The sequence below is a fragment of the Enorma timonensis genome (assembly GCF_000321165.1).
In the GTDB taxonomy this organism is placed as follows: Bacteria; Actinomycetota; Coriobacteriia; order Coriobacteriales; family Coriobacteriaceae; genus Enorma.
Genome location: NZ_CAPF01000032.1, coordinates 59,242 through 74,550 on the forward strand (window position 1 = coordinate 59,242; position 15,309 = coordinate 74,550).

Below are 15,309 nucleotides of genomic sequence, written 5' to 3' on the forward strand. Positions count from 1 at the left end.
GGTCTCCCCTACAGAATTCCCACGAGGCCGAGCACGAGGACGGCGGCCATGAGACCGAAGATCATCTTGGTAACCGATACGCCCTTCTTGGAGACCAGGTACCAGCAGCCCACGACGAGCAGCAAGCTCAGGATGTTAGGGAACACGCCGTCGATGACCTCTTGCAGCACGACAGGATCGGCATCGGCGGAAGCGGCGAACGAAAGCGGCGTAGTGAGCTTCACGTAGCTCGCCGAGAGCGCGCCGATGATCACGATACCGAAAAGCTGCACCGCGACTTTGATCTTCTCAATTGCCGAACCCATGAGCATGGTGATGGCGTCCTTGCCAAGCTCATAGCCCTTGTTGAACAGGAAGCGCGCATAGACCCACAGCAAGATGGGCGTCGCCACGATAAACGCGATCACGCCGAGCGGGCTATACGGGCCGGTTCCCGTGAGCGAGATGGCGATGGTGGTAAGCAGCGGAAGCACCGTCGCCTGGATGAGGCTGTCACCGATGCCGGCAAGCGGCCCCATGAGCGAGGACTTCACCGTACGAATCATGTCGTCGCCCACATCCGCACCGAGCGCCTTCTGCTCCTCCATGCCCACGAGGATGCCCCACAGCACGCTCGCCGTGGTCTGCTCCGTGTTGATGAAGTCGATCATGCGAAGCATGCCCTGCTTCTGACCCTCAGCGTCATAGTATTTCTTGTACAGGGGAATCATGTCGTACGCATAGCAATTGCCATGCCAGTTCTCAAGGTTGCAGCAGTACAGGTACTGCAGCTGATAACGCCAGAACAGCGCGTTGAGCTCCTTCTTCGAAAGCGGCTCTGCGTGCTTAGGGGTCGTCTCCTGGATGATCTGATCGCTCATGTTACAGCTCCTCATCATCGTCAGCAGCCGCAGAAGCGCCCGCGACCTGGGGTTGATCGTTCTTTTCAATGAGGTAGTAGAAGAACGCGATCGCAGCGGCAACGATACCGATCGCAATGAAGCTCATGCCCATGACGGACATCATCATGAAACCGAGCACGAAGAAGATGAACATCCAGTTGCCGGAGATGTTGAACTTGAGCAGCATCGCCATACCGACAGCGGGAAGCGTGTTTCCCAGCAGGCCAAGGGCGTGGAGCACGTTCTCAGGAATGACGGCCAAGAGCCCATCGACGGCATCGGCGCCCAGATAGAGAAGGATGAACACAACGAAGAAGTTCTTCGCGATAAGGAACAGCTGGGGAAGGACCACGTTGCCCATGAAGATGGTTCGATAGTTGGTATGTTCAATCCCTTTGTGCACGATGCTGGTGCAGAACGTGTTGAACGCGCGCATCACATGCACGAGGTTCGCGGTGAGCACCGAGACAGGCGCGGCAAGCGCGAGCGCAGTACCGGTATCAAGGCCGTTGATGATGGAGAGCGCCATGATCGGGTACGACGCAACGCCGACGTCGATGGTCACGGCACCGCCCACGGCAAACGCGCCCATGTATGCAAGCTGGAATGCAATCCCCAGCTCGAGGCCCTTTTGAAGATCACCGAAAATCAGTCCGACGAGCAGGCCGCCCACCAAGGGACGCTGGCAGGTATAGCGGCCAAACACCATGCCGCCAAACGAAGCGAACGTATCGGTCAGGTAATACAGAATCGCGACGAGTAATACCTGGATGAAGTATGTCATGAATGCACACCCGCTTTCGACTTGGCATTTGCCCACGTGAGATTCGGCGTGGTAAATGCCGGGTTGATGATGAGATCGGTTCCGTGCGATTCGAGAACATTCAAGTCCTCGATCTGCTCGGGCGTGAGATACAGCATCTTCTCTATGAGCGTCGCCCCGGAAACGTTGGGTTGTGGTCCCACGTTGAGCACACCGCTGAACGCATAGCCATGCTCAACGAGATCGCGTGCAGCACGCGTGGTCTTGAACACGACGAGATAGCGCTTCTTCGACTGCTCGGCTTCGGGAAGCTTCACCAGCGCCCGCTCTTCCGTAAACGCGAGCAGACGCGTCGAGCCGAGCGCACTTTTGAATACCGTCTGCATGAATGCATCGCCGGCGATCTCATCGTCGACGATAATCACGCCATCGACCGGATGCTCCTTGGTGATTCTCGTGGTCGTCTGACCATGCACGACCCTGCTGTCAATGCGATAATGGACGATCATCAACCCACCTCTCGATCTATCAGGACTGTTGATGCGAAGGCCTTCGTCGCTATCATGCCATAGTTTCCTGCCAATAAGTCAAATAATTCAAGATTTTGTCTAAACGGTTGAATTATTCGGTTTATCGGTAGGTGCGGAGGTTGGCGCCTCCCCCAACCCGCGTATAATGTCGCCAACGCTTGCGCGGCGCATCGCCCCGTGAGCGGGGACATATCGGGGAGCTTGCGGGAAACGGCAGGCTGAGAGGGGGCGTGCCCGCCCCGACCCGCAGAACCTGACATGGGTAATGCCAACGAAGGGAGCCGCATCATGGATGCACCGCAGAACCCAGCCACAAACAACGCCGACACCGCGACCGCACAGGCCGCCGGCACCCCCACCCGCCCGGACGGCAGCCCGTACGTCACGCAGATCGACTTCGCGCGCGCGGGCGTCATCACGCCGGCCATGCGCGCCGTCGCCGAGCGCGAGCACCGCGACTCGGAGTTCATCCGCGCGGGCGTCGCCGCCGGGCGCATCGCCATCCCGGCCAACGTACGGCACCTCGCGGCCGGCCTCAAGCCCGCGGGCGTGGGCGCGGGCCTCTCCACGAAGGTCAACGTGAACCTGGGAATCTCAGGCGACGTCGCGGACGCCGACGTGGAATGGGAAAAGGTCGCCACGGCCGAGCGCCTGGGCGCCGACGCCATCATGGATCTCTCGAACTCCGGCAAGACGCGCTTCTTCCGCCAGGAGCTCGTGAAGAAGACCCCGCTCATGGTGGGCACCGTGCCCATGTACGACGCGATCGGCTACATGGAGAAGCCCCTCGTGAAGCTCACCGTCGACGACCTGCTGGAGGTCACGCGCGCCCACGCAGAGGACGGCGTGGACTTCCTCACCATCCATTGTGGCATCAACAAGAGCGTCGTCAAGACCTTCAAGGAGACCGGCCGCCTCATGAACATCGTGAGCCGCGGCGGGTCGCTCCTCTTCGGCTGGATGGAGGTCACGGGCAACGAGAACCCCTTCTACGAGTACTACGACGAGATCCTGAAGATCTGCCACGAGTACGACGTGACGATCTCGCTCGGCGATTCGTGCCGCCCGGGCTGCCTCTTCGACGCGAACGACGCCGTCGAGACCGCTGAGATGATCGAGCTCGGCAAGCTCGCGAAGCGCGCCTGGGACGCCGGCGTGCAGGTGATGATCGAAGGCCCCGGCCACATGGCCATCAACGAGATCGCCGCCAACGTGGAGCTCGAGAAGCGCCTGTGCCATGGCGCGCCCTACTACGTGCTCGGGCCCCTCGTCACGGACATCGGCGTGGGCTACGACCACATCACCGCGGCCATCGGGGGCGCCATCTCCGCGAGCGCCGGCGCGGACTTCCTGTGCTACGTGACGCCGGCCGAGCACCTCTGCCTGCCCGACGCCGACGACGTGCGCGAGGGCCTCATCGCCACGAAGATCGCCGCGCACGCGGCCGACATCGCCAAGGGCGTGCCGCACGCGCGCGACGTGGACGACCGCATGGGCGACGCGCGCCGCCGCCTCGCGTGGGACGAGATGTGGAACTACGCGCTCGACGCCGACACCGCCCGCGCCCGCTACGAGGCGTCGCCCGCATCCACCGAGGGCACGTGCACCATGTGCGGCAAGATGTGCGCGGTGCGCACGGTGAACAAGGTGTTCGAGGGCACCACGATCGACCTGGACGCGGAGTAATAGGCGCCTGACGCGGGCCGGGTCGGCCATACCATCCCGTGCTCAGACAGCGCTTCGCGAACTGCGCGCGGGACGGTATGGCCGACCCGACCCCCACAGCATCACCCCTCTCCGCGGCCAGGTCGAGCGCGGTGCCGCTCCCACCGATCACCCAAGGTGCGGAGAGATGGAAGGGTTGCAACCATTCTTTGTTTTGGATGGTCAACCTGCTTGAAATGGGTACGAGAGCAGGTGATGTCGCCCCGCCCCCTCACCGTATCGTTCCGCGCGCAGTTCGCGCAGCGCTGTTTGAGCACGGGATGATACGGTGAGGGGGCGGGGCGGCAGATCATCCCCACGCTTTGGAAGCGAGGTTATTGTTTATGCAGGTAAAGACCATCCCCGCCGTGCTGTCTATCGCTGGGTCGGACTCGAGCGGCGGCGCGGGCATCCAGGCGGACATCAAGACCATCGCGGCGCACCACCTCTTCGCCGAGACCGCCATCACGGCGCTCACCGCGCAGAACACGACGGGTGTGCGCGCGGTGCTCGAGGCCACGCCGGAGTTCGTCGCCCAGGAGATCGACGCCGTGTTCGAGGACATCCCGCCGGCGGCGGTGAAGATCGGCATGGTGTCCTCCGCCGCCATCATCGAGACCATCGCCGAGCGTCTCGAGCACTGGGGTGCGCGGAACATCATCGTCGACCCCGTGATGGTCGCGACGTCCGGCGCGCGCCTCATCGACGAGGGCGCAATCGAGGCGCTCACCGCGCGCCTGTTGCCCATCGCCACCGTCATCACGCCGAACATCATGGAGGCGGAGGCGCTCGCCGGGCGCGCCATCGAATCGAGCCGCCACCAGGCGCTCATCGCCCAAGACCTCGTCCGCCGCTTCGGCTGCGCCGCCCTCGTGAAGGGCGGCCACAACGTCAACGACGCCAACGACGTGCTGGCAGAGCCCGTGGCGAACGCCGACGACGAGCCGCGCATCACGTGGTTCCGCCACACGCGCGTCGAGACGGAAAACACCCACGGCACGGGCTGCACGCTGTCCTCGGCCATCGCCTGCGGCCTCGCCCAGGGCAGGACGCTCCCCGATGCCATCAACCAGGCGAAGGAATACCTCACCGGCGCACTCGCCGCGGGGCTCGACCTCGGGCACGGCTCCGGCCCGGTCGATCACATGTGGCAGATCTGATGATAAAAAGGTGACTGACACCATTTTATCATCAGAGGTGCAGACGGCCCAGGAGCTCGGGATATCCCTCGTCGATCGCATCGTTGAACTGGCGCGCGTAGAGACCGATGGCCGCGAACCACGCCGCCGCGAGCGCGAGCGCGACCATGAGGAGCACGGCGACGCCGGCGATGAGGACGGCTGGCGTCAAGCCTGCCCGCGAGACCATGAGCCCGATGAGCGCCAGGCACCCGAGGGGCACCGCGACGGCGAGGATGCGCAGGGTGCGACGGCGCGCTCGCTGACCGCGCAGCAGCGCCGCATGGAGCTCGGCGAGCTCTTCGTGCGTGAAGCGGCGCTCGAGGAGCTGCGAGCGCTCGCGCGCGCTCAAGCGGTTGATATAGATATGCATCGCGAAGCTCCCTTCCCGGCCCGTCGCCCCATTCTACCGCCGATCGGCAGGCGGCCAGCACGCGGCCAGCACGCCGCGGTGAAATGTGGCAGTATGCATGCTCATATCGCTATTTGCGACTAAACGAACAGCATTCTTGATTATCGGCCGGTAATCCGGGTAGAAGAGTAGTAACAACGTGCCTCCCGACCGACTCACGGATGGGAGGCTTTTTCGTTAGGAGGAGTCATGCAGCACTTCGATCCGGATCACGATTACGTGAACGAATATGTAAACCTATGGAATCGCAGGATCGGCAGCGCGAAGATCTGGATGATCGTCTTGGGCGTCCTGCTCGTCATCTTGGGCATCGCGAGCGCCGCCGCGCCGCTGGGCATGTATGCCTTCATCCAGGGCTTCATCGCCGCCGTGCTCATCATCCGCGGCGTATCCGACATCATCGGCTACGTTCAGACGCCCGCGTTCTTCCGCGACGGCGCCACGCTCGCGGCAGGCATCCTGAACGCCCTGCTCGGCGTGCTGTTCCTGGCGCTGCCGACGGTGTTCACCGCCACCACGCTCGGCCTCTTGCTGGCCTTCCTGCTCATCATGACCGGCATCGAGCGCCTCTCCTTCGCGCACAGCATGCGCTACTACGAGCTTGAGGGGTCGTCCGCCGGCACGGTCATGGGCATCGTGAACATCATCCTCGGCGTCATCCTCGCGTTCACGCCGCTCTTCACGGGCGTGGTGCTCACCTACCTCATCGCCGCCTACCTCATCGTGGCGGGCGCGACCCTCATCGTCGAGGGCGTGATGATCAAGCGCATCGAGCGCTGATCCAGCCCGCGCGGCGCGTGCCCGTCACCAAACCCGCGTAACCGAAGCGACCGGAGCGAGATGCCCGTCATCCCGCTCCGGTCGCTTTTTCATGCCGGTTGCGAGCGCGACGGCCAAGACCCATGACTCGGTGGCAAGCGCCGCCCGTCCCAGGCGGGTGCGCTTACAGGTACTTGCGCCAGTCGTCCTCGTCCTCGTCGTCGTCCGCCTGCGCCTCGCGCGCCGACTCCTCGGCGGCAGCACGAGCCGCGGCCTCGCGCGCGGCCTCGGCATAGGACGTGGCGGGCGCCTCGGGGAACGCGCTAAACGCGTGCTCGAACTTCGCGAGGTTGTCGTCGTAGCGCGTGCGCGGAATAGCGAACACGACCTCCTTCACGCCGTGGACGCCGCTCGCGAGCTCCTCGCGGAAGAGCTCGGCGACCTGCTCGGCATCCCAGCCGAAGACGCCGCAGCCGTACGCGCCGAGCACGGCCTTCTCCCTACCGAGCGCGTCGATGATCGAGAGGACGAAGCGGATGCGGTCGCGCATGGCGGCCGCGAGCGTGTCCTCGGCCACATGGTAGTCCGCGCGGGCACGCTGGGCATTGGGCGCCGCCGCCACGATGACGTCCGCGTACGCGTGCATCTTGCCGCGCTCAAAGCGCACGGCGGGCACCATGAGCGCACGGTCGCGGTACAGCTCGCAGTTGATGTTGCGACGGCGGTTCTCCCCGTACCAATCGCGCTGCTCGTTGAGGACGTTGTACAGGTACGACTCGGTGCAGAGCGCCTCTTCCTGCGCGAGCCCGCCGCGGATGTAGCCGCCGCCCGGGTTCACGAACGAGGCGAAGTCGAGCACGGCGAGATCGCAGAACTGGGCGTACCCGCGGCCGTGCTCGAGGATGGCCGCGACGGCGTCGGTCGCCTCGACCGTCACCGCAGGGACGCAGGCCTCGGCGACCTCGGTCTTCGGCGCGCCCTCGTAGCGCACCACGCCCTCGAGCGAGCGGGCGATATCCTTCGCGAGCCGCGTGGCGACCTCGTCCGTATGCTGCTCAGCAGCCACTCGCCGCGCCTCGCGCCGCGGGTTCTCGCGACCGCCCCCGCGGTTTCCGCCGTTTCCCTGCCCGCCGCGCGCGCGGCGATCGTTCCTGCGCTCCATGTCATCACCTTCAGCGTCTGAAGCCGGCCAAACACCCTTTAAGGATACCCGCAAACCGCGCGCGGCGCACGGCCTTGAGCGCACGGGATCGCGAGCGCGCAACCGGGTGCCGACGCGCCCCGGGTAGCGCCGCCTACGCCCCGATGGCGCTCGTCGCGATGGCAACCGCCTCGGACACGTCGTCGGTGATATGGACGAGCTCGGGGTCGAGCTCGGAGATCATGTTCTCCGCGCGCAGCGTCCCCTCGATCCACGTGAAGAGCCCGCTCCAGTACGCGCGGTCCATGAGCACGACCGGCGTGCGCGTGACCTTGTGCGTCTGCACGAGCGTGAGCAGCTCGAACAGCTCGTCGAGCGTGCCGAAGCCGCCGGGGAACACGATGGCGCCCTGGGAGTACTTCACGAACATCGTCTTGCGCACGAAGAAGTACCGAAATGACATCCCCAGGTTGACCCACCTGTTGAGCCCGTCCTCGTACGGGAGCTCGATCCCGAGCCCCACCGAGGTGCCGCCGCATTCCGCCGCGCCGCGGTTCGCCGCCTCCATGATGCCCGGACCACCGCCCGTGATGGTCGCCACGCCCGCCTGCGCCAGGCGGCGCCCCACCTCGCGCGCCTGGGCGTAGCGCGCGTCTTCGCGCGGGGTGCGCGCCGAGCCGAACACCACGACCGCCGGCCCCACCTCGGCGAGCGCCCCGAAGCCGTCCACGAACTCCGCCTGGATGCGTAGGACGCGCCAGGGGTCCATGTGCAGCCAGTCGGTGGACGCCTCGGGCGCGAGGAGGTTGCCCATCACGGTGTCGCTCGGCATCATGGACCCGCGCATGATCACGGGGCCGCGCTGGTGCGCGCGCCCGCCCTCGTAGCCCCGCTCGTCGTCGGGGATGCCATCGACCGGGCAGTGCCCGCGCACGGTATCGTCGCTCATCGCCGTCCTCCTTCTTCGCGCACGGGGCGCGGGAAGCTCCTAGTAGTCCGCCGCCGCGGGCGAGTCCATCCAGTCGCGCACGAACGCCTCGTAGCGCCCCTCGATGATGGCCTGGCGCGCGCGGCGCATGAGGTCGAGCAGGTAGTAGATGTTGTGCATCGAGAGCAGGATGCCGCCGAGCATCTCCTTCTGCGCCACCATGTGCCGGATGTGCGCGCGGGTGTAGCCGCCCGTGCACACCGGGCAGGTGCAGTGCTCGTCGACGGGCCGCGGGTCGCGCGCGAAGCGGGCGTTGCGGAAGTTCAGGCGCCCCTCGCTCGAGAACGCGGTGCCCATGCGTCCGGTGCGCGTGGGCAGCACGCAGTCGAACATGTCGATGCCGCAGGCCACGCCGCGCACGAGCGTGGTGGGGTTGCCCACGCCCATGAGGTAGCGCGGCTTGGTGCGCGGCATGTACTCGGCCGCGAGCGGCTCGAGCGTCTCGAACATGACCTCGTGGCTCTCGCCCACCGAGTAGCCGCCGATACCGTACCCGGGGAAATCGCCCATGTCCTCGAGGCGCTGCAGGCTCTTTATGCGCAGGTCCATATGCATGCCGCCCTGCACGATGCCGAAGAGCGCCTGGTCAGGGCGGGTATGTGCCTTGTAGCAGCGCTCCGCCCAGCGGCTCGAGAGGTCGGTCGAGCGCTCGACGTCGCGCCGCTCCACGGGGTAGCCGATGCACTGGTCGAGCTGCATGCAGATGTCGCTGCCGAGCTTCTGCGCGATGGCCATGTTGTCCTCGGGCGTCCAGAACACATGGCTGCCGTCGTAGTCCGTGGCGATGAAGCGCACGCCCTCGTTCGTGAGCTTCACGGCGTCCGAATGGCTGAACACCTGGAAGCCGCCGGAATCCGTGAGGATGGGGCCGTGCCAGTTCATGAACTCGTGCAGGCCGCCCAGCTCGGCGATGAGGTCCGCGCCGGGACGCATGGCGAGGTGGTAGGTGTTCGAGAGCACGATCTGCGCGCCCAGGTCGCGCACCGTCTCCCACGGGATGCCCTTCACCGTGGCGCGCGTGCCCACGGGCATGAAGATGGGGGTCTCGATGTCGCCATGCGGCGTATGCAACACGCCCGCGCGTGCGTGCGTGCGCGGGTCCTCGGCGATGATGTCATAGGTGAACAGGGACTGATCCATAGGCATCCGTTCCTCGCGTGGTAATCTCATACCGGGTGTTAGGGTACCACGCGCGCGCCGGCGGCCGCGGACGCCCCTTGGGAAAACCAGATGCGGGGCCGGACGCGACGGGCGCGGGCGGGTGCAGCGACGAAGGGAGCGCTATGGCAGAGCGGACGGAGAGCGTCCTCGCCTCACGGCAGAAGACGGCGGAGCACATCATCAAGAACCTCGCGCGGCACGGGATGGACGGCTACTATTGCGCCACGAGCGCGGAGGCGGTCGAGCTCGTGCGCTCGTGGATGGCCGCGGGCGAATCCGTGACCTGGGGCGGCAGCGAGACGTTCAAGGAGAGCGGGATGAAGCCCGCGCTCGAGGATGCCGGCTGCTACCGCATGCTCGACCGCGCGAGCGCGACGGCCCCCGAGGAGCAGCGCGAGATGTGGCGCGACCGCGCGAGCGCGGACTGGTTCTTCATGAGCGCGAACGCCCTCACCCTGGACGGTGAGCTCGTGAACATCGACGGCAACAGCGACCGCCTCGCGCTGTTGCTCCACGGCCCCGCGCACGTGGTAGTGCTCGCGGGCGTGAACAAGATCGTGGCGGACGTGGAGGCGGGCTTCAAGCGCATCCGCACCGTGACGTGCCCGCTCAACGCCGAGCGCCTGCACACCGAAACCCCCTGCGAGCTCACGGGCGCCTGCTCGCTGTGCCATGCGCCGAAGTGCATGTGCTGCAACCTCGTCGTGACGCGCCATTCCCGGCACGCAGGGCGCATCCGCGTGGTGATCGTCGGGGAGGAACTCGGCTATTAGCGTAGAGCCCCGGCACAACGCGAGGGGCGGCACCGTCTCTTCGGTACCGCCCCTCGGCAAACTCAATACTTTGGACTCACCTCAAGCCATCAAACGCACCTCGGGCTTCACTCCCTCTGGAACGAAACCCCCGTCCATAGGTGCCTTCGAGCTAGTCTGCGTCTCGTCTTCGGCTTCTCTCCGTGCTGCGACGGAAAACAATGGGTTGCCCTCTGGCAGAGACCCCAGGCGCTAAGCCTCGAATCCGCAGGCTACGAGCCCGAACGCTTGCGGTTCATCTTCTAAACCCATTGGACTCGCCTCCTTCGGTCGTCGCTTGCTTCTCTGAAGCGACCCTGTTCTGTCATTGCGTATATTCCCGTGCATGCTCCGTATATACCAGAATTCGAGAATCGAGGCATATATGCCGCGAACGGTCGGTATGCGTCCGCGAGCGGTACAGCCGGGGGCGAACTATGGCGCAGCCTCGCATCACCACAGCATTCCCGCAGGTAGACGCCCTTACGCTTCCGCCTCCGCGGCGAACTTCGCGAGCACCCCGGGGATGTCGATCTGCTGCGGGCACACCGCCGCGCAGCTCCCGCACCCGATGCACGCGCTCGGCCGCTTGTCCGCGTCCATGGTCTGCAGGCGCATGCGCGAGATGAAGTCGCCGTTGCCGGTGATCTGGCGCTGGTTGTAGAGCGAGAGCAGGTCGGGGATGTCAAGCCCCTGCGGGCAGTGGCTCGTGCAGTAGCGGCATGCGGTGCAGGGCACGGTGCCCTGGCCGAGCATGTCGGCCACGATCTTGGCGAGCACCGCGCGATCCTCCGCCGTGAGCGGCCGCTCCTCCTCGAAGGTGGCGATGTTCTCCTTCAGCTGCTCGAAGCTCGACATGCCGGAGAGCGTGACGCAGACCTCGGGGATGCCCTGGATGAAGCGGAACGCCCAGGCCACCGGCGTCTCGTCGGGGCGCTGCGCGGTGAGCTTCGCAGCATCCTCCTCGGATAGGTTCGCGAGCTTGCCGCCGCGCACCGGCTCCATGACCCACACGGGCAGGCCGTGCTCGGCGAGCAGCTCCACCTTGCCCTTGGCGTCCTGGAACTCCCAGTCGAGGTAGTTCAGCTGGATCTGGCAGAACTCCATGTGCTCCCCGTATGCCGCGAGGAAGCGCTCCATGACGGGGATGGCGCCGTGGGCGGAGAAGCCGAGGTGCCGGATGCGCCCGGCCTCCTTCTGGGCGAGCAGGTAGGGCATGATGCCGTGCGCAGGGTTGAGGTACTCGTCGATGTTGAGCTCGCACACGTTGTGGATGAGGTAGAAGTCGAAGTAGCCCATGCCCGTGCGCTCGAGCTGCGCCTCGAAGATCTCCTCGACCTTGTCCATGTTCGCGAGGTCGTACCCGGGGAACTTCGTGGCAAGGTAGAACGAGTCGCGCGGATGCGGGGCGAGCGCGCGGCCGAGAGCCGCCTCGGAGGTGCCGTTGTGGTAGCCCCAGGCGGTGTCGAAGTAATTCACTCCGTGCTCGAGGGCGTAGGCGACCATCTCGTCCGTCGCGGCCTGGTCGATCGCGCCGTCATCGCCGTCCACCACGGGCAGGCGCATCGCCCCGAACCCGAGCGCCGACAGCTTGAGCCCCTTGAAATCCTTGTACAGCATGGCCTTCCCCCTAACGGATCCCCTACCGGTTCACGAACAGCACGACCGCGACGATGATCGCGACAACCACGATGACGATGCCCGCGATCGCGCCGATGAACCGCGCGCGCGAGCCGCGCGTGCGCTCCCGCACGCTCCGCTCCACGTTCGCGAGCTGCTCGACCTCCGCCGCCTGCTGCTCCCGCTCCGCGCGGTCCGCCTCGAGCCGCGCGGCGATGGTCTCCGTGACCTCGGGGTGCGCGTGGATGTCGTTCGCCTCGTCGATGAGCGCCTGGGCGTCGCGCGCCTCGTCCTGGGCGTCCTCGGCCGCCTGCTCCTGCTCGCGCTTGGCCTTCTCCTGGGCAGCGATGCGCTCCTTCATCGCGCGCTGGCGCTCGGAGGCGGCATCGCGCGCCTCGCGGTAGGCGTTGCGCGCCTCGTCCGCGGCACCGCTCACCTCGTTGAACGAGCGCTTCGCCTCGTCCATGGGCTTCTCCGCCTCGGCCACGGCACGGCGGGCGTGCTCGAGCGCCTCGGCGAGCTCGCGGGTGATGCGGGGCAGGTCGTCCTTCGCGAGCGTCAGGTCGTGCTCGGCGTCGGCGATCTCCTGGTCGAGCTCACCCGAGCGCACGCTATAGGCCGCGGAGTTCGCCGAGGGGTTCCGTTGCACCTCCGAGCGCTCCTCGCGGAGCATGGTGAGGCGCGATTCGGCGCTCTCCACGGCCGTCTGCGCGGCGGCAACGCCGTCCTTCTGCTCGCGCTCGGCGCGCTCGAGGTTCTTCTTGGCGTCGTCGAGCCGACGCTGCAGGCGCGCGCCGTTCTCGCGCGCGGACGCCTCGCGCGCCTCGGCGGCGTCGAGCGCGGCCTTCAGGCGCTTATCGGTCTGGGCGTCGGCATCCTTCATCTGCTGGAGCTCGCCCTTCAGGGCGTCGATCTCGCCCTGGATGCGCTTCTGCTCGCGCACGGCGGCCGAGCCCGCCTGAACGGCCGCCTCGCGGCGCGCCGTCTGCTCCGCGACGATCTGCTCGAAGCCCGCCTCGACCTCGCGCCGGTGGGCGAGCTCCGCCTCCTCGCTCGCGATGGTGCTCTCGAGCGACTCGAGCTGGCTGCGCGCCTCGGCGTGCGCGCGGCGGGCGTTGCGCATCTCGTTCATGGCCGCGGCGCCCGAGGTGAAGAACGACCCCACCGCCTCGACGGCGGATGGCCCCTCCACGCCGGCCGGCGCGACCTCAGTGCCCGCATCGCCCGTGGGCGGCGCGGCGTCTTCTGCATCGTACGTTTGCGGCTTCTGCTCGTTCAGATCTTCCGGCATGATCCACTCCCCCAATGCATGGGCGAACTGTTTCTCAGCTCAATGATATATGCCCGCGCGGACACGCGGGCACGCGATCGTTGATTTTTACCGAGCGGCGCGGGGCGGAAAGGCGACGCCCGGCCGGCGGCGCCCCGGCGCATCCACCCGGCCGAGAGCCGGCGGAACCCCTGGGGCGCGCTACTCGATGAGCATCGCGTCGCCGAAGCTGAAGAAGCGGTAGCGCTCCGCCACGGCCTCGGCATAGGCGTCCATGATCTGCTCGCGGGTCGCGAGGGCGGAGACGAGCATCATGAGCGTCGAGCGCGGCACGTGGAAGTTCGTGATGAGCGCGTCGACCACATGGTAGGTCGAGCCGGGCATGAGGTAGAGGTTCGTAGTCGCGTCCGCGCGTGCCACGATGTCGCCCGCACCCGCCACGGCGGCGGAGTCGGGGGCGTTCTCGAAGCGGCGCGCGACGACCGCGGGGTCGGACGCCGGTGCCGAGGCCTCCCAGGCGCTCTCGAGCGAGCGCACGGCCGTCGTGCCCACGGCGATCACGCGGTGCCCGCCCGCCTTCGCGGCGTGCACGGCGTCCACGACCGCCTGCGGCACGTGGTAGCGCTCGGTGTGCATGACGTGCTCGGTGGGGTCGTCCTCCTCCACGAGGCGGAACGTGTCGATGCCCACCTCGAGCTCGACCGTCGCCCAGCCCACGCCCTTCTGCTTGATGCGTTCGATGAGCTCGGGCGTGAAGTGCAGGCCCGCCGTGGGCGCCGCGGCGGAGTGCTCCTCGCTTATGGCGTAGACGGTCTGGTACTTTTCGGGGTCGCCCTCGTAGTCGGTGATGTAGGGCGGCAGCGGCACGTGGCCCGCCGCGTGGATGGCCTCGTCGAGGGTGCGCGGGCGGCCGTCGGCGCCCTCGCCCTGCGGCGTGAAGCGCACGATGCGCCCGCCGCGGCTGTCGGGCACGAAGTCGACGATCTCGCCCGTGAGCACCACGGGCGCGGTCTCGGGGGCGTGCGGGCCACCCGCGCGGTACTCCACGACCGCCCCGGGCTTCAGGCGCTTGCCCGGGTTCACGAGGCACTCCCACACATGCCCGAGCGGGTCGAGGTCCTCGCGGCGCGTGAGCAAAAGCGTCTCGGCCATGCCGCCCGTTCTGGCCTTGCGCCCGATGAGGCGCGCCGGCATGACGCGCGTCTCGTTCGCCACGAGCAGGTCGCCGGGCTCCAGGTAGTCGATGATGTCGTAGAAATGGCGGTGCTCGACGCTCCCGCCGTGCGCGAGCGGCACGACATCGCCCGTCGTTGCGAGCGGCTCGCCGCGGTGCAGCACGAGCAGGCGGCAGGAGTCGCGCGGCTCAGCGGGCGCCTGGGCGATGAGCTCCTCGGGAAGGTTGTAGTCAAAATCGTCGGTGCGCATGGCGACCTCGCTTTCCGTGTTCCGGCTGAATAGCTTAGCACGCTTGCGCACGTGAGGTGCGGGGCGTGGGCGTTGCCCCCGACGGGCACGGAGCGCGGCGTCACCCGAAGAGCTCGTCGAGCGTGGCGTCGATGAGGGCGGCCACCGTGCGCTCGAGGGCGTCGGCGTGCAGGATGCCGCGGTTGAGCAGTACCAGAGCGAGCGTCTTCTGCAGGTTCTGCACCGCATGGCGGTCGACGCCCGCGCGCGCGTCGGCGATCTCGTCGACCACCCAATCGACGAGCTTCCCGTCCACCGCGGGGTCGAGGCTGCGCCCGCGGGGGAAGCCGCGCGCGAGGTAGGCGTACTCCTCGGCGGTGGCGATGCGGAAGATGTTCCGGTCGCTCCCCCAGATGCGCTCGAGCCACCCGCGCAGGGCATCGCGCCCCAGGCGGCGCTCCGCCTGCCGGTGCATCTCGTCCAGCATATCGACGGCCCGCTGGCGGTTCTCCATGAGCATCGCGTAGATGAAGGCGCCCTTCGAGGGGAAGAAGTGGTAGAACGTGCCCTTGGCGATGCCCGCCGCGCGCGCGATCTCCTCGACGCGCAGCGCGCGCACGCCGCCCGCGCAGAGCGCGCGCCATCCCGCCTCGACCATGCGGAGATGGAGCTCGTCGCGGTGCTCGGGCGTGAAGATGGCGGGCATG

At 66.9% G+C, this 15,309-nt stretch carries 15 protein-coding genes; 4 read left to right on the forward strand and 11 right to left on the reverse strand.

The features are described 5' to 3' along the window. Positions 1-8 precede the first annotated feature (8 nt). The 3 genes from BN423_RS03645 to BN423_RS03655 are packed head-to-tail and all read right to left on the reverse strand — an operon-like array spanning position 9 to position 2,153. Positions 9-860 carry a PTS system mannose/fructose/sorbose family transporter subunit IID gene (locus tag BN423_RS03645; RefSeq protein ID WP_019238909.1) on the reverse strand — a complete coding sequence of 284 codons (852 nt, stop codon included), beginning with the start codon at positions 858-860 and terminating at the stop codon, positions 9-11. Between the two features lies 1 nt (position 861). Next, positions 862-1,665: a PTS sugar transporter subunit IIC gene (locus BN423_RS03650; RefSeq protein WP_019238910.1), complete on the reverse strand. Its 804-nt coding sequence runs from the start codon at positions 1,663-1,665 to the stop codon at positions 862-864. Continuing rightward, positions 1,662-2,153 (reverse strand): PTS sugar transporter subunit IIB, encoded by a 492-nt coding sequence (locus BN423_RS03655; RefSeq protein ID WP_019238911.1) that lies wholly within the window; start codon positions 2,151-2,153, stop codon positions 1,662-1,664. The genes BN423_RS03650 and BN423_RS03655 overlap by 4 nt, the downstream gene beginning before the upstream one ends. Positions 2,154-2,462: 309 nt before the next feature. On the opposite strand from BN423_RS03655, the gene thiC reads away from it, so the two are divergent. Then, positions 2,463-3,860: a phosphomethylpyrimidine synthase ThiC gene (gene thiC, locus BN423_RS03660; RefSeq protein WP_019238912.1), complete on the forward strand. Its 1,398-nt coding sequence runs from the start codon at positions 2,463-2,465 to the stop codon at positions 3,858-3,860. Between the two features lie 362 nt (positions 3,861-4,222). Further along, positions 4,223-5,038 (forward strand): bifunctional hydroxymethylpyrimidine kinase/phosphomethylpyrimidine kinase, encoded by an 816-nt coding sequence (gene thiD / locus BN423_RS03665; RefSeq protein WP_019238913.1) that lies wholly within the window; start codon positions 4,223-4,225, stop codon positions 5,036-5,038. A 31-nt stretch (positions 5,039-5,069) separates the two neighbouring features. On the opposite strand, the gene BN423_RS03670 is transcribed toward thiD, so the two are convergent. After that, the gene (locus BN423_RS03670) at positions 5,070-5,429 is read right to left on the reverse strand and encodes a hypothetical protein (RefSeq protein WP_019238914.1); all 360 of its coding nucleotides are present in this window, start codon (positions 5,427-5,429) and stop codon (positions 5,070-5,072) included. Between the two features lie 228 nt (positions 5,430-5,657). Here BN423_RS03670 and BN423_RS03675 point away from each other — a divergent pair, with 228 nt between their 5' ends. Beyond that, a complete protein-coding gene (locus BN423_RS03675) occupies positions 5,658-6,248 on the forward strand; it encodes an HdeD family acid-resistance protein (protein ID WP_019238915.1) in 591 nt (196 codons plus the stop codon). 163 nt (positions 6,249-6,411) lie between these two features. On the opposite strand, the gene BN423_RS03680 is transcribed toward BN423_RS03675, so the two are convergent. The 3 genes from BN423_RS03680 to tgt form a co-directional block, all read right to left on the reverse strand. Next, a complete protein-coding gene (locus tag BN423_RS03680; RefSeq protein ID WP_232385486.1) occupies positions 6,412-7,293 on the reverse strand; it encodes a TIGR02452 family protein in 882 nt (293 codons plus the stop codon). Positions 7,294-7,522: 229 nt separating this feature from the next. After that, the gene (locus BN423_RS03685; RefSeq protein WP_019238917.1) at positions 7,523-8,317 is read right to left on the reverse strand and encodes an LOG family protein; all 795 of its coding nucleotides are present in this window, start codon (positions 8,315-8,317) and stop codon (positions 7,523-7,525) included. Positions 8,318-8,356: 39 nt separating this feature from the next. Further along, positions 8,357-9,496, reverse strand: a complete 1,140-nt coding sequence (gene tgt, locus BN423_RS03690; protein ID WP_019238918.1) for a tRNA guanosine(34) transglycosylase Tgt — start codon at positions 9,494-9,496, stop codon at positions 8,357-8,359. Positions 9,497-9,639: 143 nt separating this feature from the next. Between tgt and BN423_RS03695 the strand changes: the two genes are divergently transcribed. Then, positions 9,640-10,290, forward strand: a complete 651-nt coding sequence (locus tag BN423_RS03695; RefSeq protein ID WP_019238919.1) for a lactate utilization protein — start codon at positions 9,640-9,642, stop codon at positions 10,288-10,290. Positions 10,291-10,791: 501 nt separating this feature from the next. Here BN423_RS03695 and BN423_RS03700 read toward each other — a convergent pair. The 4 genes from BN423_RS03700 to BN423_RS03715 form a co-directional block, all read right to left on the reverse strand. After that, positions 10,792-11,928 carry an aldo/keto reductase gene (locus BN423_RS03700; protein WP_019238920.1) on the reverse strand — a complete coding sequence of 379 codons (1,137 nt, stop codon included), beginning with the start codon at positions 11,926-11,928 and terminating at the stop codon, positions 10,792-10,794. A gap of 22 nt (positions 11,929-11,950) precedes the next feature. After that, on the reverse strand, positions 11,951-13,219 hold the full coding sequence (locus BN423_RS10700; protein WP_043359598.1) for a coiled-coil domain-containing protein: 1,269 nt from the start codon (positions 13,217-13,219) through the stop codon (positions 11,951-11,953). Between the two features lie 180 nt (positions 13,220-13,399). Next, on the reverse strand, positions 13,400-14,623 hold the full coding sequence (gene queA, locus BN423_RS03710; RefSeq protein WP_019238921.1) for a tRNA preQ1(34) S-adenosylmethionine ribosyltransferase-isomerase QueA: 1,224 nt from the start codon (positions 14,621-14,623) through the stop codon (positions 13,400-13,402). A gap of 100 nt (positions 14,624-14,723) precedes the next feature. Next, entirely contained in the window at positions 14,724-15,308 is a 585-nt protein-coding gene (locus tag BN423_RS03715) for a TetR/AcrR family transcriptional regulator (RefSeq protein WP_019238922.1), read from the reverse strand. Position 15,309: the final 1 nt, after the last annotated feature.